At 62.5% G+C, this 18,434-nt stretch carries 17 protein-coding genes and 2 riboswitches; of the genes, 6 read left to right on the top strand and 11 right to left on the bottom strand.

Annotation, left to right across the window (positions count from 1 at the left end):
- Positions 1-229 (top strand): transposase (locus tag QU481_RS19500; RefSeq protein WP_435382733.1); only part of this gene is annotated, 229 nt, incomplete at its 5' end.
- A 59-nt stretch (positions 230-288) separates the two neighbouring features.
- On the top strand, positions 289-1,218 hold the full coding sequence (locus QU481_RS19495; RefSeq protein ID WP_289831663.1) for a LysR family transcriptional regulator: 930 nt from the start codon (positions 289-291) through the stop codon (positions 1,216-1,218).
- Between the two features lie 350 nt (positions 1,219-1,568).
- Here QU481_RS19495 and QU481_RS19490 read toward each other — a convergent pair whose 3' ends face one another.
- The 10 genes from QU481_RS19490 to QU481_RS19445 all read right to left on the bottom strand — a co-directional run bounded on the left by QU481_RS19490 (position 1,569) and on the right by QU481_RS19445 (position 10,748).
- Positions 1,569-2,273, bottom strand: coding sequence for an SDR family oxidoreductase (locus tag QU481_RS19490; protein WP_289831662.1), 705 nt, complete (start codon positions 2,271-2,273; stop codon positions 1,569-1,571).
- Positions 2,274-2,283: 10 nt separating this feature from the next.
- Positions 2,284-3,174, bottom strand: a complete 891-nt coding sequence (gene phhA, locus QU481_RS19485) for a phenylalanine 4-monooxygenase (protein ID WP_289831661.1) — start codon at positions 3,172-3,174, stop codon at positions 2,284-2,286.
- Between the two features lie 33 nt (positions 3,175-3,207).
- On the bottom strand, positions 3,208-3,513 hold the full coding sequence (locus QU481_RS19480; RefSeq protein WP_289831660.1) for a 4a-hydroxytetrahydrobiopterin dehydratase: 306 nt from the start codon (positions 3,511-3,513) through the stop codon (positions 3,208-3,210).
- A 79-nt stretch (positions 3,514-3,592) separates the two neighbouring features.
- Complete coding sequence (locus tag QU481_RS19475) at positions 3,593-4,981, bottom strand: amino acid permease (protein WP_289831659.1); 1,389 nt, start codon at positions 4,979-4,981, stop codon at positions 3,593-3,595.
- 224 nt (positions 4,982-5,205) lie between these two features.
- Positions 5,206-5,838, bottom strand: coding sequence for a CoA transferase subunit B (locus tag QU481_RS19470; RefSeq protein WP_289831658.1), 633 nt, complete (start codon positions 5,836-5,838; stop codon positions 5,206-5,208).
- 12 nt (positions 5,839-5,850) lie between these two features.
- On the bottom strand, positions 5,851-6,552 hold the full coding sequence (locus tag QU481_RS19465) for a CoA transferase subunit A (RefSeq protein ID WP_289831657.1): 702 nt from the start codon (positions 6,550-6,552) through the stop codon (positions 5,851-5,853).
- A gap of 12 nt (positions 6,553-6,564) precedes the next feature.
- A complete protein-coding gene (gene fahA, locus QU481_RS19460; RefSeq protein ID WP_289831656.1) occupies positions 6,565-7,893 on the bottom strand; it encodes a fumarylacetoacetase in 1,329 nt (442 codons plus the stop codon).
- Entirely contained in the window at positions 7,890-8,429 is a 540-nt protein-coding gene (locus QU481_RS19455; protein WP_289831655.1) for a VOC family protein, read from the bottom strand. The genes fahA and QU481_RS19455 overlap by 4 nt, the downstream gene beginning before the upstream one ends.
- 1 nt (position 8,430) lies before the next feature.
- Positions 8,431-9,510 carry a 4-hydroxyphenylpyruvate dioxygenase gene (gene hppD / locus QU481_RS19450; protein ID WP_289831654.1) on the bottom strand — a complete coding sequence of 360 codons (1,080 nt, stop codon included), beginning with the start codon at positions 9,508-9,510 and terminating at the stop codon, positions 8,431-8,433.
- An 11-nt stretch (positions 9,511-9,521) separates the two neighbouring features.
- Positions 9,522-10,748: a Glu/Leu/Phe/Val dehydrogenase dimerization domain-containing protein gene (locus tag QU481_RS19445; protein ID WP_289831653.1), complete on the bottom strand. Its 1,227-nt coding sequence runs from the start codon at positions 10,746-10,748 to the stop codon at positions 9,522-9,524.
- Between the two features lie 242 nt (positions 10,749-10,990).
- Between QU481_RS19445 and QU481_RS19440 the strand changes: the two genes are divergently transcribed.
- Positions 10,991-11,464: an Lrp/AsnC family transcriptional regulator gene (locus QU481_RS19440; RefSeq protein WP_289831652.1), complete on the top strand. Its 474-nt coding sequence runs from the start codon at positions 10,991-10,993 to the stop codon at positions 11,462-11,464.
- Positions 11,465-11,612: 148 nt separating this feature from the next.
- The gene (locus QU481_RS19435; RefSeq protein WP_289831651.1) at positions 11,613-12,251 is read left to right on the top strand and encodes a hypothetical protein; all 639 of its coding nucleotides are present in this window, start codon (positions 11,613-11,615) and stop codon (positions 12,249-12,251) included.
- 164 nt (positions 12,252-12,415) lie between these two features.
- Here the strand turns inward: QU481_RS19435 and QU481_RS19430 are convergent, their stop codons facing one another.
- Entirely contained in the window at positions 12,416-13,813 is a 1,398-nt protein-coding gene (locus QU481_RS19430; protein ID WP_289831650.1) for an amino acid permease, read from the bottom strand.
- A gap of 510 nt (positions 13,814-14,323) precedes the next feature.
- Positions 14,324-14,413, bottom strand: a riboswitch (glycine riboswitch).
- A gap of 444 nt (positions 14,414-14,857) precedes the next feature.
- A riboswitch (glycine riboswitch) is annotated at positions 14,858-14,946 on the top strand.
- Positions 14,947-15,162: 216 nt separating this feature from the next.
- Here QU481_RS19430 and gcvH point away from each other — a divergent pair.
- Both gcvH and gcvP read left to right on the top strand, forming a co-directional pair.
- Positions 15,163-15,537 (top strand): glycine cleavage system protein GcvH, encoded by a 375-nt coding sequence (gcvH, locus tag QU481_RS19425; RefSeq protein WP_289831649.1) that lies wholly within the window; start codon positions 15,163-15,165, stop codon positions 15,535-15,537.
- A 16-nt stretch (positions 15,538-15,553) separates the two neighbouring features.
- Entirely contained in the window at positions 15,554-18,424 is a 2,871-nt protein-coding gene (gcvP, locus tag QU481_RS19420) for an aminomethyl-transferring glycine dehydrogenase (RefSeq protein WP_289831648.1), read from the top strand.
- The last annotated feature ends 10 nt before the right edge of the window (positions 18,425-18,434 follow it).

Here is an 18,434-nt window from a genome sequence, read left to right as displayed (position 1 = left end):
CCCACACAGCCCGTGGCAGCGGGGTAGCAACGAGAACGCCAACGGCCTGATCCGGGAATATTTGCCCAAAGGGACAGACCTGTCCGTGCACAGCCAGGAAGAGCTGGATGCTATCGCGCACCGGCTGAACACACGCCCACGTGCAGTGTTGAAATTCAAGATGCCGATCGAGGTGTTTGCCGAACATCTGGATGCCGTGATTGAATCGCGACAAGCAGAGAAACATTAACCCTGTTGCACTTGGTTATTGAGGCCGCCCATCTATCACCAACAGTGATATCGCAAGCCATGGAACTGAACGAGATCGATCTAAACCTGCTGAATGTGTTCAACGAGCTGCTCAAGTGCGGCAGCGTTTCGGCGACGGCCAGGGCGCTCGGCGTCTCTCAGCCGGGGGTCAGCAACGCTCTCAACCGGTTGCGAACACTGCTGGGCGATGAACTGTTTCTGCGGACCTCTCGCGGCATGGAGCCGACCCCGTACGCCGAGATGCTGGCCGAGCCGATTGCCTTTGCGCTGAGCACGATCCACAGCACAATCAACCAAAGGGCTACCTTCGACGCAGCCACCAGCCAGCGCAACTTCACCGTGGCGATGACCGACATCGGAGAAATCTATTTCCTGCCCGTATTGATCAAGCTATTGGCCGAAATCGCCCCCCAGGTGACGCTCAGCACCGTGCGTAATAATGCGGTCAATCTGCGTGACGAGATGGAAGCGGGGAGAGTGGATCTCGCCATCGGGCTGCTGCCCGACCTGAAAACTGGCTTTTTCCAGAGGCGGCTGTTCGATCAGAAATATGTCTGCCTGTTCAGGAAGGAGCATCCATTCGAACAGCAGGGCATCACCCAGGACACGTTCACCGAAGCGGATCACGTAGTGATCGTGTCCGCCGGCACCGGACACGGGCAGGTCGATGAGCTACTCGAACAGGCGGGCGTGCACCGCAAGGTCAAGCTGCGCGTGCCGCACTTCGTTGCCGTCGGCCATATTCTGCAGGCCTCGGACATGATCGCCGTGGTACCGGAACGCTTCGCCGAGCGCACTTTAGCGCCTTTCGACCTGGTCTACGTGCCCTGCCCCGTCAAATTGCCTGCGATCTCGATCAACATCCTCTGGCATGCAAAAAACCACCGAGAGCCGGGAAACCAGTGGCTCAGGACGCTCATCTCCGACGCATTCTCGGATAACAAGGTGCCAGGAAACGACCCCATTTAGGATCAGGCATTTCACAGAAGGATGGGTTGCCTTTGCGCTGCTATGAGCGTTATGGACTACCCTGTGACAACTAAACGCCATGCCGCAGACAGTACAAGGAACGCGGCGAGGCAGAGCAACAATATAATAGGAAGGATTTGCTGAGCGGCGCTTAGCTCGCCGAAGGACTGTTTGCCTCCATGACCATCCGGATTGTCAGCCGATATCGGCAGCGCATGCTTGAGCGCCGTTTAACGAGGGGGGCACGGGCAAAGCTTGCCCCGTGCATCCCTCGTTATCACCTGCTGTCCGAGCTCGAAAATAGGCCCTCAGGTACGGCTTGGTACCGAGACAGCCTAGGTGAGCGGCTCTTAACTCAAGCCTGTCACTGGAATGGCCGCGCCGTGGATGGCCCGCGCGTCGTCCGACGCGAGGAAGGCAATGGCGTCGGCGAGTGCCTCGGGAGCAACCCAGCGGCTCGGGTCCGCATCGGGCATGGCGGCGCGGTTTTCTGGCGTGTCGATGATGCTGGGCAGCACACAGTTCACATTGATGTGATGCTCACGCAACTCGGCCGCCATCGACTCGGTCAGGCGGATCACTGCCGCCTTGGCGGCACAGTACGCCCCCATCTGCGACACACCCTTCTGCGCGGCGTTTGCCCCGATGTTGACGATCTTGCCTTGTCCGGCAGTGATCATCTGCGGTGCTACCGCACGCACGGCGTGCAGCATGCTGCGCGCATTGACGTCGAACAGGAAGTTCCAGTCCTCGTCGGAGGTTTCGTGCACCGGCGACCCCATCCGGAAGCCGCCAGCGACGTTGCACAACACGTCGATCCGGCCGAAGCGGTCGCATGCGGCTTGTACTACGTGGCGCACTTGCTGCTGATCGAGCAGGTCGGCGACGGCAAACATCTGATGCGCGCTTTCCGTGCCGTACACCTGCACAAGGCTTTCCTGCTGGCGTTCCAGCAGCACCAGATTGGCGCCGCGCTCGGCGAACGCTTTGGCCACCGCCTGGCCGAGATTGCCGGCAGCGCCGGTGATCAAGACGGTACGCTTGTTGAAATCCATTGGTTGTCCTTTAAAGCGTGATCGGGGCAGGTTGCCGCTTCGCGGCGCTGTAGTGGCCGGTTCCGCGTGTCAGCACCCGGTCGGTATCGAGCACGTCGCCGGGCAGGTAGTCCGGCAGACCCTTCACCTGCGCATAGACCGGATCGAAGTCGATGTTGGCCAGCTCCAGCAGCTCGTCCAGGTGATTGAGCACGAAATAGCTCTCCTGGAAGTCGTCGATCCGGTAGCGGGTGCGCATGACGCGGGCAAGATCGAAGCCAATGCGGTTGGGCGAGGCGTCGTCCAGCGAGAAGATCGACTCGGTGTACGACGACACGATGCCGGCGCCGTAGATGCGCAGTCCGTCCTTTTGCTTCACCAGGCCGAACTCCACCGTGTACCAGTACACGCGCGCCAGTTGCTCCAGCATGCCGAGTTTCTGGGCGCGCAGGCCACCCACGCCGTACGCCTGGATGTAGTCGGCGATCACCGGGTTCATCAGCATCGGCACATGGCCGAACACGTCGTGAAACACGTCCGGCTCTTCCAGGTAATCGAGCTGGTCCGCTCGACGCACGAAATGGCCGGCCGGAAAGCGCCGGTTCGCCAAGTGCTCGAAGAACACGTCGTCAGGCACCAGCCCCGGAACCGCCACCACCTGCCAGCCGGTGTGCTTCATCAGCACATCGCTCAAGCGGCGGAAGTCGGGAATCTGGTCCGCGCCGATCGGCAGCGCGCGCATGCCGGCCACGAACTCGTCGCAGGCGCGGCCTGGCAGCAGCTTGGCCTGTCGTTCGAACAGGGTCTTCCAGACTGCGTGTTCTTCGGCCGTGTAATTTTCCCAACCCTGATCGATGGTCCAATCCGCGCGCTCGGGACGGCCGGCATCGCCCGCTGCGGCACCGTGTTTTACTGCTGTCACATTCTGTTCCATGGGATTCCCTTGCTTAGTCCGTCATGCGATTTCGGCAAAACGCGCGTAGGCGGCGTCCGCGTAAGTGGCCCAGTCGAGGTCTTGCTGCGTTAGGCCATCAGCGTCATGGGTGGTCAAGGTGATCAACACCCGGTTATAGACGTTGAACCATTCAGGATGGTGATTGCGCTGCTCGGCCACGATGGCCAGTTGCGCCATGAAGGCGAACGCTTGGGGAAAGGTCTGAAACAGGAATTCTCTCGTGATGGCGCCACGCGCATTGTCGTAACACCATTGCGGCAGGCCGACCAAGGCCTGCGCCAACTGTTGGGAGTGCAGTTTTTCCATCCGCTTGCTTCCTCTGGGCGTAACCTCCCCCGCTCCGCGCCCAGTGGGCGGGAGAAGGGGAAGCTCCGGTCAATATGGATTATTTGTTGGCGACGCCGCTCGGCAGCGGGCTGACCGCGCCTTTGGCTTTAAGCTGATAGCTGACGCCGAGGATGGCGAGCCAGACAGGAATCAGCACAACGGAAATACGCAACCCCGGAGTGAGGTACATCACAACCAGGATGCCCGCCAGGAACGCCAGGCACAGGTAGTTGGTGAGCGGGTAGCCCAGGCTCTGGAAGCGGGTGACTTCGCCGGCGCGCTGCTTCTCTCGGCGGAATTTCAGATGGATGATGCTGATCATCGCCCAGTTGATCATCAACGCGGATACCACCAGCCCCATCAGCAGCTCGAACGCCTTACCTGGCATCAGGTAGTTGATCACCACGCAGGAGCCGGTGGCCACCGCCGACATGCCAAGCGCTGCCAACGGCACGCCACGGCGGTTTACTTTCATGAGCGACTGAGGCGCGTTACCCTGCTTGGCTAGGCCGTACAGCATGCGGCTATTGCAGTAGACGCCGCTGTTGTACACGGACAGGGCCGCGGTCAGCACCACGATATTGAGAATGGTGGCGACGATATTGCTGTCCAGCGCATGGAAGATCAGCACAAACGGGCTGCCGCCATCGACCACTTTTTCCCACGGGTACAGCGACAGCAGCACACCCAGGGCACCCACGTAGAACAGCAGGATGCGGTAGATCACTTGGTTGGTGGCGCGCGGAATGGTTTTCTCCGGGTTGGCTGCTTCGGCGGCGGTGATGCCGACCAGTTCCAACCCGCCGAACGAAAAGATGATACCGGCCATGGCCATCACCAAACCGGAAAGCCCGTGCGGGAAGAAACCGCCGTGCTGCCACAGGTTGGTGACCGTGGCGGCAGGGCCGGCGTCGCCGCTAATCAGCAGGTAGGCGCCGAAGATAATCATGCCGATGATCGCCGCGACTTTGACGATGGAGAACCAGAACTCCATTTCGCCGTAGTTTTTCACGCTGCTCAAGTTGACGGCATTGATGATCAGGAAGAAAGCAAAGGCGGAAACCCAAGTCGGAATCTGGGGCCACCAGTACTGGATGTAGATGCCGACCGCAGAGAGCTCGGCCATGCCGACCAGCACGTACAGCACCCAGTAATTCCAGCCGGACATGAAGCCGGCGAACGGGCCCCAGTAGCGGTTGGCGAAGTGGCTGAACGACCCGGCCACCGGCTCTTCCACCACCATCTCGCCCAGCTGGCGCATGATCAGAAAGGCAATGAACCCGGCCAGCGCATAGCCGAGCAGCACCGAAGGACCGGCCATCTTGATGGTTTGGGCAATACCGAGAAACAAGCCGGTACCGATCGCGCCACCTAGCGCAATTAGCTGAATGTGGCGATTTTTTAGCTCGCGCTTCAGCTCATCATTCGACTGATGTGAAATCATCATTTCTCCTCTGCAGCATGTATTTATTTACGCTCTACAACCGACACCCTCTTCACTGTCCGGGGTGTTTGCTGGCAATGATCGCGTAGGCGAGATCGACGTACGCGATCATTTCCAAGGTTTTTCTACGGCAGAACTGCATTTCTTCTCGTTTTGTGACGGTTTTTAATTCGAATACAAAGCCCTCATGGTGAATGCGTCGACAAGAAGCCCTATCATCCCGGCCCTCAGGCCGCCTTCAGGGGGGCACCGGTCAGCGCTTGCATATCGCTCATCGTCACGCCCGGCGCCAGCTCGACCAGTTGCAGGCCTTCGGCGGTCACGTCGATCACGCCAAGATCGGTGATGATGCGGTTGACCACGCCGCAGCCAGTCAACGGCAGCGTGCAGCGCTCGACGATCTTGTGCGCGTCGCCCTTGGCGACATGCTCCATCAACACCACCACGCGGCGCGCGCCGGCCACCAGGTCCATCGCGCCGCCCATGCCCTTGATCATCTTGCCGGGGATCATCCAGTTGGCGAGGTCGCCGTTTTCAGCCACCTGCATTGCGCCGAGGATTGCCAGGTCGATATGCCCGCCGCGGATCATCGCGAACGAGTCGGCGCTGGAGAAGAATGAAGCCCCCGGCAGTGCGGTCACCGTCTGCTTGCCGGCGTTGATCAGATCCGGGTCGACTTCGTCCTCGCCCGGGAACGGCCCGATGCCCAACAGGCCGTTTTCCGATTGCAGCCACACCTCCATCCCCTGCGGGATGTGGTTGGCCACCAGCGTCGGCAGGCCGATGCCGAGGTTGACGTAGTAGCCGTCTTGCAGCTCCTGAGCGGCACGCGCCGCCATTTCATCGCGGGTCCAAGCCATGCGCTGTATTCCTTAAGCCGGGTTGCGGACGGTGCGCTGTTCGATGCGCTTTTCCGGGGAGGCATTGACCACGATGCGGTCGACGTAGATGCCGGGCAGGTGGATCTGATCCGGGTCGAGCGCTCCGGTCTCGACCAGCTCCTCGACCTCGACCACCGTCACCCGGCCGGCCATTGCGCACAGCGGGTTGAAGTTGCGCGCGGTCTTGTTGAAGACCAGGTTGCCGGCCCTGTCGGCCTTCCATGCCTTGACGAGCGCCACATCGGCGGTGAGCGAGTGCTCGAGGATGTGCGGCTCGCCGTCGAACTCACGCACCTCCTTGCCCTCGGCGACCACGGTGCCGAAGCCAGTGCGGGTGAAGAAGGCCGGGATGCCAGCGCCGCCGGCGCGCAGCTTTTCGGCCAAGGTGCCCTGCGGGGTGAACTCTAGCTCGAGTTCGCCAGACAGGTACTGGCGCTCGAACTCCTTGTTCTCGCCCACGTACGACGAAATCATCTTCTTGATCTGCCGGGTGGCGAGCAGTTGGCCGAGGCCGAAACCGTCGACACCGGCGTTGTTGCTGATACAGGTGAGGCCAGTCACGCCGGTATCGCGCAACGCGCCGATCAGCGCCTCCGGGATACCGCACAGGCCAAAGCCGCCGACCGCGATGGTCTGGTTGTCGCCAACCACGCCGGACAGGGCCGCCTCGGCGCTAGCAAACAGTTTGTTCATCTATCGCTCCAATCAGTGTTGGGCGGGCAGCACGCGCCCTACCGCTTCGCCGAAGCCGATGCGCGCTGCGCCGGCCTGCTCGCAATAACCGCGCAGGATCACCGCGTCGCCATCCTCGAGGAAGCGGCGCGTCTCGCCGTTGGGCAACGTCAACGACTGTTTGCCGCCGACGGTCAGCTCCAAGAGCGAACCGGCCTCCTCCGGCGTCGGGCCGGATTCGGTGCCGCTGCCGAGCAGGTCGCCCGGTTGCAGCCCGCAGCCGTTGACGGTGTGGTGCGTCACCATTTGCGACACAGTCCAGTAGGAGTGCCGGAAACTGCTGTGCGACAGGCGGGAGCCCGCCTCGCCGGCCTCGCGCATCTGCGCGGTTTGCAGCCAGGCTTCGATCTGGATGTCGAAGGCGCCTTCGCGGCGCAACGTGGCCGATTCCAGATAAGGCAGCGGCTGCGGGTCTTCCGCAGGACGGGTCCATTCCGTGCGAAACGGCGCCAGCGCTTCCAGCGTCACGATCCACGGCGAGATGGTGGTGGCGAAGTTCTTCGCGAGGAACGGGCCGAGCGGCTGGTATTCCCAGGCCTGCAGGTCACGCGCCGACCAATCGTTGAGCAGGCACAGGCCGAACACATGGCTCTCGGCGTCGTCGAGTGCGATGCGGCTGCCGAGCTGATTGCCCTGGCCGATGAAAATGCCCAGCTCCAGCTCATAGTCGAGGCGCTGGCTCGGACCGAAGTTCGGCTTGTCGGCGCCCGGCGGCATGGTCTGGCCGAGCGGGCGGTGGAACGCCTGGCCGGACACGCCGATCGACGAGGCGCGACCGTGGTAGCCGATCGGCACCCACTTGTAGTTGGGCAGCAAGGGATTGTCCGGACGGAACAGCTTGCCGACGTTGGTCGCGTGGTGGATTGAGGTGTAGAAGTCGGTGTAATCGCCGATCCGTGCCGGCACCGCGAACTCGGCGGCGGCCTGCGGCACGAGGCAAGCGTGCATCGCGTCGGCCAGCGGCGAACCGGCACGCAGCGCCCGCGACAGCGCCAGGCGCAGCGCCGACCAGGCCGGCTGGCCGAGCGCCATGAAGTCGTTGAGCGTCGGGCCGGTACAGGCGGCCAGTGCTGCAGCCGCTTCGCCTTCGGTCTCACTGGCGATCACGCCGGTGGCGGCCAGCGCGGCGAGGTCGACGATCTCGTCGCCGATCGCCACGCCGCCGCGGAACGCTTCATTGGTGCCGGCGCGACGGAACACGCCGAACGGCAGGTTCTGAATGGTGAAGTCCTGGCCGGCGCGGTTGGCCGACGCAACCCAGCTTTGCAGCGCCGGATCGTGCGTTTCGTTCAGGCGGCTCATTGCTCGAACTCCCGCTTGTGCAGGAAGTCGGCGTGCTTGGGCGCGCGCTTGGTCTTCGACCACTCTTCCAGCATGTCCCATTTCACTTCATCGAGCTTCTTCAGCATTTCGGCTTCGTTCGGATCCGGGCACGCCAACTCGAGGCGGTGGCCGTTCGGGTCGAAGAAATAGATCGAATGGAAGGCGCCGTGGTCGGTCGGACCGAGCACGTTCACGCCGTTGGCCTCGAGGTGCGCCTTGTAGTCGAGCAGCTCGGCACGGTCCTTCACCTTGAACGCGATGTGCTGCACCCAGGCCGGGGTGTTCGGGTCGCGCCCCATTTCCGGCTTGGTCGGCAGCTCGAAGAACGCCAGCACGTTGCCGTTGCCGGCGTCGAGGAAGATGTGCATGTACGGGTCCGGCTCCTTGGTCGACGGCACCAGGTCCTCGGCGATCGCCAGCACAAAATCCATCTTCAGCATCTGCTGGTACCACAGCACCGTCTCTTTGGCGTCCTTGCAGCGGTACGCCACATGGTGAATGCGGTCGATCTTCATATCACGCCTCCACTTTGAGGGTGCCGCGCTGGATCTGGTCGCGCTCGAGCGATTCGAACAGCGCCTTGAAGTTGCCTTCGCCGAAGCCCTCGTCGCCCTTGCGCTGGATGAACTCGAAGAACACCGGGCCGAGCAGGGTCTTGGAGAAGATCTGCAGCAACAGGCGCGGCTTGCCGCCTTCGGTGGTGCCATCGAGCAGGATGCCGCGCGACTGCAGCTGTTCGACCGGCTGGCCGTGGCCCGGCAGACGCGCCTCCAGACCCTGGTAGTAGTAGTCGTTCGGCGCGGTCATCAGCGGCACGCCAGCCATCTGCAGGCGATCGATGGTGTCGATCAGGCTGTCGCACAGGAAGGCGATGTGCTGGATGCCTTCGCCGTTGAAGGCCATCAGGAATTCTTCAATCTGGCCGCTGCCCTTCTTCGATTCCTCGTTGAGCGGGATGCGGATCTTGCCGTCCGGCGCGGTCATCGCCTTGGAGGTCAGGCCGGTATATTCGCCCTGGATGTCGAAGTAGCGGATCTCGCGGAAGTTGAACAGCTTCTCATAGAAGCCGGCCCAGAATGCCATGCGGCCGCGGTAGACGTTGTGGGTCAGGTGGTCGATCAGCTTCAGGCCATGACCGACCGGGTGACGGTCGACGCCGTCGATGAATTCGAAGTCGATGTCGTAGATCGACTTGCCGTCCTCGAAGCGGTCGATCAGGTAGATCGGCGCGCCGCCGATGCCCTTGATCGCCGGCAGGCGCAGCTCCATCGGGCCGGTCGGGATGTCCACCGGCTGCGCGCCCAGCTCCAGCGCACGGGCGTAGGCCTTGTGCGAGTCGCGCACGCGGAATGCCATGCCGCAGGCGCTCGGGCCGTGCTCGGCGGCGAAGTAGGCGGCCTGGCTGTGCGGCTCGCGGTTGACGATGAAGTTGACCTCGCCCTGGCGGTATAGGACCACGTCCTTGGAGCGGTGGCGCGCCACCAGCGTGAAGCCCATTTGCTCGAACAGCGGCTCGAGCACGTTCGGGGTCGGCGATGCGAATTCGACGAATTCGAAGCCCATCAAGCCCATCGGGTTTTCAAACAGATCGGTCATGGCAGGCTCCCTTAAACGAGTTGTTGCAGCGCGATTTCAAACGCGGTGCTGGCGATGTTGGTGCGTTGGGTCGAGCGGGCGTGGCAGCGCTCGAGTGCTTGGGCAATGGTGGCGGAGGCGTCGCTGAAGATTGCAGCGTCGGAAATCTCGATGCCACCCTGCATCAGGAAGGCGAACGCGCGCGCCATGCCGCAGTTGGCGATGAAGTCGGGGATCACCGCGACTTGTTCGTCGGCGTGCTGGTAGATGGCGCCGTAGAAGATCTCGGGGTCGGCGAACGGCACGTTGGCGCCGCTGGAGATCACTTCCAGGCCGGCGGCGACCAGTTGGTCGAGCTGCTCGCGGGTAACCAGGCGGGAAGCGGCACACGGCAGGAATACCTCAGCACCGATGTTCCAGATTTGCTGGTTGATTTCGGTGAACGGCAGCATGCCCTCGGTCGCGAGCTGGTTGCCCTTCTTGTTCAGGTACAGGTCGCGCACTTCGTCGAAGCTGAACCCTTCCGGCTTCAACAGGCCGCCGTCGCGGTCGATGATGCCGACGATCTTCGCGCCGGCGCGGGCCAGATAGTAGGCGGCAGCCGAACCGACGTTGCCCCAGCCTTGCACGATCACACGCTTGCCCGCGAGATCGCCGCCGTAGATGCGGTAGTAGTGGGCGACCGACTCGGCAACGCCCCAGCCGGTGATCAGGTCGGCGACCACGTATTTGCGCTCCGGGGCCGGCGTGTAGACGGCGTCCTCGACCACTTTGGACACGCCGACGCGCAGCTGGCCGACCTGCTGGATGCGCTGGCTCTCGGTCGGCTTGAAGTGGCCGTTCACCACGCCTTCTTGCGGGTGCCACAGGCCGAAACTTTCGGTGACCGGGATCACCTCGTGAATTTCGTCGACGTTCAGGTCGCCACCGGTGCCGTAGTATGCCTTGAGCAGCGGCATCACCGCCTGGTACCAGCGGCGCAGCACCCCTTCCTTGCGCGGGTCGGCCGGGTCGAAGTCGATGCCGGACTTGGCGCCGCCGATCTGCGGGCCGGACACCGTGAACTTCACTTCCATTGTCTTGGCCAGCGACTCGACCTCGCGGCGGTCCAGGCCCTTGCGCATACGGGTGCCGCCACCGGCAGCGCCGCCACGCAGCGAGTTGATCACCACCCAGCCGCGGGCAGTAGTTTCACTGTCGTGCCACTCGAAGACGATCTCCGGGGCCTTGGTTTCGAATCGGTTCAGCAGTTCTTTCATTGTGTGTTCAATTCCGAAACGGGGTGACGACAAAAACGAAATAAAGTTGCACGAACTTTATCGCGTTCGATCAGCGCAATCGCAGCGGGCGACGGCCGATACTCCTCTGTTTATCCTTGGTATTTAGCTGACTGCGCCAATCAGTCTATGCTTGACTCCGCAAAATAGGATTGCATAATGACGTCATCAAGCGGCATGTTTCACAATAAAATTTCATAGAACAATTGCACTAGGAAATCGGATTGCACCCCATCGAACTGGACCAAATTGACCGCCGAATCTTGAGCTTTTTGCAGGCGCACGGGCGGGCCACTAACCTTGAACTCGCCGAAGCGGTACGGCTGTCGCCGGCGCAGACGCTGCGCCGTCACCGGCGGCTTGAGGAGATCGGCATCATCAAGCGCTACGAGACCCGGCTGAGCGCGGAAGGCCTGGGCTTCGACGTGGTGGCCTTCATCCACGTGACCATGGAGCGCGGCCATATTCGCGATCTGGCGAAGTTCAAGGAGCTGGTAGCGGAACTGCCGCAGATCCAGGAATGCTTTTCGGTGACAGGAGAAGTCGACTATGTGTTGAAGGTGGTCGCACGCGACCTGAAATCGCTGTCAGACTTTCTGCTGGATACGCTGATGCGCATTCCGGGGGTGAGCGGGGTGAAGTCCAGCGTCTGCCTGGACGAGATCAAATGCACCAGCGCCATGCCGCTGAAGCCCTGAGGGTGTCTACGAGCTTGGGTTGACGCTCACCGAAAAGCAGGAAGAGCCGGGGTAGCTACTCAGGGGGCGCCTGAAGGAAATGCCAAATGAAAGCGTCTAAATCGGTATATACTGTATATACCGTTTACCCGCCCAGTGAAGAACCACAATGAAAAAAGCCAAGCAAGCCGCCAAAGCCCCCGTAGCCCGTACCACCCCTGCCAGCGGCGATAAACCCGCTGCCAGCGACACCACTGCGACGCCGAAGCAAGAGAAATCGGCAGCCCCCGCTCCCGCCGTAGTAACCCCGCCAGTCCAGAAAACCGATGCAACGGCCCAAGCCGCAGCCGACAAGAAGACGGCGCCAGTGAAGCAAAGCGCCCCGGTGAAGAGAAGCGCCCCGGCCAAGAGACCCGTCACGAGCAAACCGGCCGCAAAACCCGCCGAGACGAAAGCTGTTGTGGCCCCCGCCGCAGCGGTAGCACCTGTCGCCGTGGAAGCCGCTGCGCCAGTCCAAGCCGAAGTACCGAAAAAGAAGAAGAAGGCCAAGGTAGTGCGGGACAGCTTTACCATGCCCGAGACCGACTACGCGAAGATCGCCGACCTCAAGAAGAAGGGCTTGGAAGCCGGCGTAAGCATCAAGAAAAGCGAACTGCTGCGTGCCGGCCTGCACGCGCTGGAAGCGCTGCCGATCGACAAGCTCAAGGTCCTGTTAGCGGGCCTGGAAGACGTCAAGACAGGGCGCCCTGCCGCCGAGGCCACGCCCGACGCAGCTCCAGCGCCCGCCAACCGCAAGCGCTCGAAATAACGCTCCGGTCACTGACCGAATCCAGGCAACGGTACCCCCGTTGCAACAAGAAAAGGCCCGAAACATCGGGCCTTTTTCATATTATCGGCACACGGGACCTCTACCTATTAGCGACGAAGCCCGCCCTCACGTGGAAAGCCCGCGAAGAACAGGCGACGCCCCTATCAGAGCGACTGTTCCACGATAGCCGGCTGCACCTCGCATCTCTGTTTGTTGTAACCCAGCAGGTAGTAGACGACCATCAGCATCGCGATCCATGCCGGGCCGATGATCAGCGCGACGCGGGTGTCGGGGAAGTACGCCATCAGGCCGATCACCAGCAGCAGGAACGCGCCGGCCAGGTACGAACCATACGGGAACAGTGGCATCCGGTACGACAGCGCGGCCAGCTCCACCCGGCTGAGCCGGCTGCGGAAACGCAGCTGCGACAGCAGGATCACGCCCCAGGTCCAGATCGCAGCGAAGGTGGACACAGCGGTCAGCCAGACGAACACCTGCTTCGGCGCGACATAGTTGAGCAGCACGCCGATCAGCAGCAGGAACACCGATATCAGCACCGCCGCGTTCGGCACGCCGTTTCGACCAACCTTGGCGAACACCGGCAGCGCTTGCTTCTGCTGCGCGAGGTTGTACAGCATGCGGCCGGTACTGAAGATGCCGCTGTTACACGAGGACAGCGCGGCGGTCAGCACCACGAAGTTGATGATGCCGGCGGCGGCCGGGATGCCCATCTTCTCGAAGGTCATCACAAACGGGCTGCCCGCGGTGCCGATCTCGTTCCACGGGTAGATCGCCATGATCACCAGCAGCGCGCCGATGTAGAAGATCAGGATGCGCCAGAACACCGTGTCGATTGCGCGCGCGAGCGATTTCTTGGGGTTCTTCGCCTCGCCGGCGGTCAGGCCGATCATCTCCACCCCGAGGTACGCGAACATCACCATCGGCAGCGCCATCAGCACCCCCTGCACGCCGTTGGGCAGGAAACCGCCGTGGCTCCACAGGTTGGCGATGCCGGTGGCAATGCCGCCGTTGGCGAAGCCGAAGAAGATCGTCCCCGCGCCGGACACGATCATCAGCACGATGGTGACGATCTTGATTGCCGCGAACCAGAACTCGAACTCGCCATACGCCTTCACCGCGATGAAGTTGACCGACGCCATCGACACCAGCGCGGCCAGCGACCAGATCCAGCCCGGCGTGCCCGGGAACCATACACCCATGTAAACGGCGACCGCGGTGATCTCGGCCATACAGGTGACGATCCACATGAACCAGTAGGTCCAGCCGGTCAGGTAGCCGGCCAGCGGCCCGAGGTAGTCCTGCGCGTAGCGGCTGAACGAGCCGGCGACCGGGTTGTGGATCGCCATCTCGCCGAGCGCCCGCATGATGATGTAGATGGCGGCGCCACCGATGGCGTACGACAGCATGATGGCCGGACCGGCCATCTTGATCGCGGTCGCCGAGCCGAGAAACAGGCCGACGCCGATGGCGGCACCGAGCGCCATCATATTGATGTGGCGCTCTTCCAGACCGCGATGCAACTTGTCTTGCTGCTCTTGCATTCGTTTCTCCTTTGCACACACAGCCGTCGCTACGCCGGCACCTGCATCGCGCCGGTCACGGACGGTCGAATGAATCTGCATGGATTTCACCGGCGCAGCCGGGCACAGCCTTCCTGCCAATAGACGGGAAGGAATGATGGGGACGCGGTGTTTTAGAGCTGCTAACAAACCCCTCCTGGCGTTGTTGCGCTGCCTTGCCGTACGACTTGTACTGTCTGCGGCAGCACGCCTAGCCAGAACCGTTGCGCTGGGATTTGTTGCAGCTTTATTAATAAGAACCGGAGACAAAACCCGATTTTGAATTTTGTCGGGGGTTCGTCAGGCGGATTCGCTAGGAATCATTAACGGAATGGGGAAGCATGGCCTCTCCTCGGCAAGGTCGGGGGCGTAAGCCTCGGTGCCGCCAAGGCTTACGACGTCTGCCCCCCTCTGTCCTTTTGCCTGAGAGATTACGCGCCAGCGGCGCTTTTCCTTCGGCGAGGCCACGTAGGCCTACTCTCCAGAGAGCTCGTCGATGCAGCAGTCCTTTTGCCTGAGAGTTTCTGGGGCGATTCCCCTTCGGCGCCGCCCGGGTCGGGCAGTCTCTCCTGCTGCATCGTTTCGCCCCTCGACGCAGCGAAGAGGCGAAAGCTGCGGAAAATCTAGACAGACACGATGCTGCTGTCAATCGGCGATAAGCGAATTAATGTTGTGCACCGCAATATTTCCGACTTCGCAATAGCGATAAGCCCGCCCCGTTTTAGCGACCACAACGCCGGTTTTCTTGAGTAGCGGCAAACTTTCCATAGGAAATTAGGCTTGAATCCGATCGGGTATTACGTTGCATAGCAGCAAATTCAGCGTTAAAAAACCCCATTCCCGGCGTTTTCAATCTTGAATCTTGCCAAGGCGTTATTTTCCACAGAAGCCACTTAATTCGAAGCTTTTTTAATCGGCCGTTTGATTCAATGACCCCGCTTTTTTTTAGCCAGCCAATTAAATCATGCGAAAGCAGTTTTTCTGTTGACAGGCTTTCGGCATTTCCATTAGCTTGGGAAAAGCTTCACGGATGCTGCAGGAGAGATCGCCCACCCGGGCGGCGCCGAAGGGGAATCGCCCCAGAAACTCTCAGGCAAAAGGACTGCTGCATCGACGAGCTCTCTGGAGAGTAGGCCTACGTGGCCTCGCCGAAGGAAAAGCGCCGCTGGCGCGTAATCTCTCAGGCACAAAGGACAGAGGGGGCAACAGGCTGACGTTGGCCTGGAGCGCCCCTGACAGACCCGGCGGCCGATCCCGCATCGCCACCCTGCTCCGTCTCGCCCTCCGACTGACGTTGGCTTATCCCAACGCAACCTGTCAGGAAGAGAGCAATGAGCGAGACCAAATACACCGACTCCCACGAATGGCTGCGTCTGGAAGACGACGGCAGCGTCACGGTCGGCATCACCGAGTATGCGCAGAACCTGCTGGGCGACCTGGTTTACGTCGCCCTGCCCAAGGAAGGCCAATCGTTCGCCAAAGGCGAAGAGGCCGCCACCATCGAGTCGGTGAAGGCCGCCGGCGAGATCGCACTGCCGGTCGACGGCACCATCGTCGCAGTCAACAGCCTGTTGGCCGACGAGCCGAGCCTGGTCAACGATGCCCCCGAGGGTGACGGCTGGTTCTTCCGCATCCAGCTCGCCAACCCGGCCCAGCTCGACGGCCTGCTGGACGACGTCGCCTATCAGAACCTGATCGGCCAATAAGCCCGGGAGAGCCGCCATGTTCCGTGATAATTCTCTCAAGCAAGACGCGCTGTTCCAACGCCGCCACATCGGTCCGGGCTGCGACGAGCAGCAGGCAATGCTGGCCGAACTGAAGGTTGACTCGCTCGCTGAACTGATCGACGAGGTCGTGCCCGCCAGCATCCGTCTGAATGCCCCGCTCAAGCTCGCTGATGGCTGCAGCGAGGCTGAGGTGCTCGAGCGCCTCGCCGCCATCGCCGCGCGCAACCAGGTGTTCAAGTCCTACATCGGCATGGGCTATTACGACACCCATACCCCGCCGGTGATCCTGCGCAATGTGTTCGAAAACCCGGCCTGGTACACTGCATACACTCCGTACCAGCCGGAGATTTCCCAGGGCCGCCTCGAGGCGCTGCTGAACTTCCAGACCATGGTCTCGGACCTGACTGGCCTGGAGATTGCCAATGCGTCGATGCTCGACGAGGCGACCGCCGCGGCCGAGGCGATGACCTTCTGCCAGCGCTTGGCCAAATCGAAGAGCCAGGTGTTCTTCGTTGCCCGCGACTGTCATCCGCAGACGATCGAGGTGATGAAAACCCGCGCCGAACCGTTGGGCATCGACGTCGTCGTCGGCGACCCGCGTCGCGATCTCGCAGGCTTCGACTGCTTCGGCGTGCTGCTGCAGTACCCGGGCACGCACGGCGACCTGATCGACTACCGTGCCGTCACTGAGACCGCGCATGCACAAGGCGCACTGGTCGTCGTCGCCGCCGACCTGTTGGCGCTGACCTTGCTGACGCCGCCGGGCGAATTCGGCGCCGACGTCGCGGTGGGCACCACTCAGCGCTTCGGCGTGCCAATGGGCTTCGGCGGCCCGCACGCCGGCTACTTCGCGACGCGCGACGAGTTCAAGCGCAGCATGCCGGGGCGTCTGGTCGGCGTGTCGGTCGACAGCCACGGCCGCCCGGCCCTGCGCCTGGCGATGCAGACGCGCGAGCAGCACATTCGCCGCGAAAAGGCGACCAGCAATATCTGCACCGCGCAGGCACTGCTGGCGATCATCGCTGGTCTCTACGCCGCTTACCACGGATCGGAGGGACTGACCGCGATCGCGCGCCGCGTGCACCGGCTGACCGCCACCTTGGCCGAAGGCTTGCGCCAGCTCGGCTATTCGGTACCGACCGAGTCGTTTTTCGACACGGTAACCGTCGAGGTCGACACCGCCAACCACGCGAACGTGCTGCACGCCCAGGCGCGCGCCCGCGGCGTCAACCTGCGCGCCGCCGGTGACACCCGCATCGGTGTCTCGCTCGACGAGACGACGACCGCTGCTGACGTGGTGGCGCTGTGGGGGCTGTTCGCCCTCGGCAAGGTCGTGCCCGGCTTCGCCGAGATCGAGGCGCAGACTGCCGACGCGATCCCGCCGCAACTGGCACGCCACAGTGCCTTCCTCACGCACCCGGTGTTCCAGCTGTACCGCTCGGAAACCGAGATGCTGCGCTACCTGCGCCGCTTGGCCGACAAAGACCTGGCGCTCGACCGCACCATGATTCCGCTGGGCAGCTGCACGATGAAACTGAATGCCACCACCGAGATGATCCCGGTGACGTGGCCCGAATTCGGCAAGCTGCACCCGTTCGCACCGGCCGAGCAGACTGCTGGCTACCGCGAGCTGACGCAGGAACTGGAAGCGATGCTGTGCGCGATCACCGGCTACGACGCGGTGTCGCTGCAACCGAATGCCGGCTCGCAAGGCGAGTACGCAGGTCTCTTGGCGATCCGCGCCTATCACGCCAGCCGCGGTCAGTCGCAGCGCGACGTCTGCCTGATCCCGTCGTCCGCCCACGGCACCAACCCGGCGTCAGCGCAGATGGCGAACATGAAGGTGGTCGTCGTTGCGTGTGACGAGGCCGGCAACGTCGACGTCGACGACCTGAAGGCAAAGGCCGAACAGCACAGCGACAAGCTCGCCGCGATCATGATCACCTACCCGTCCACACACGGTGTGTTCGAGGAGCGGGTGCGCGAAGTGTGCGACGTGGTGCACGCTCACGGCGGCCAGGTCTACATCGATGGCGCCAACATGAACGCGCTGGTCGGTCTTGCGCAGCCGGGCGGTTTCGGCGGCGACGTGTCGCACCTGAACCTGCACAAGACCTTCTGCATCCCGCATGGCGGCGGCGGCCCTGGCATTGGCCCGATCGGCGTGAAGGCGCACCTCGCCCCGTTCCTGCCCGGCCACAAGGCGGGCTCGCTCGTCGGCGGCGGTGCGGTGTCGGCGGCGCCGTACGGCAGCGCCAGCATCCTGCCTATCACCTGGACCTATATCACGCTGATGGGCGCGGCAGGCCTGAAACGCGCGACGGAGGTGGCGATCCTCAACGCGAACTACATCGCGACGAAGCTCGCGCCGCACTACCCGATCCTCTATACCGGCCCGAATAACCGTGTCGCACACGAGTGCATCGTCGACGTGCGGCCTCTCAAGGACACCAGCGGCGTCAGCGTCGAGGACATCGCCAAGCGGTTGATCGACTTCGGCTTCCATGCGCCGACGATGTCCTTCCCGGTTGCAGGCACCTTGATGATCGAGCCGACTGAGTCCGAATCGAAGGCCGAGCTCGACCGCTTCATCGAGGCGATGATCACGATCCGCGAGGAAATCCGCGCGGTGGAGGAAGCGCGCAGCGACGCCAACGACAACCCACTGAAGCACGCGCCGCACACCGCGGCCGCGCTCGCCGGCGAATGGAACCATGCGTACAGCCGCGAGCAGGCGGTATTCCCGCGCGGTGTCGAGCGCGATCACGGCACCAAGTACTGGCCGCCGGTCGGCCGCGTCGACAACGTGTACGGCGACCGCAATCTGATCTGCAGCTGCCCGCCGCTGTCGGCCTACCAAGACTAGGAGTCGCGAA

The sequence above is a fragment of the Crenobacter oryzisoli genome, from assembly GCF_030385785.1.
Taxonomy (GTDB): domain Bacteria; phylum Pseudomonadota; class Gammaproteobacteria; order Burkholderiales; family Chromobacteriaceae; genus Crenobacter_A; species Crenobacter_A oryzisoli.
This window is presented reverse-complemented; position numbering and strand designations above follow the sequence as displayed.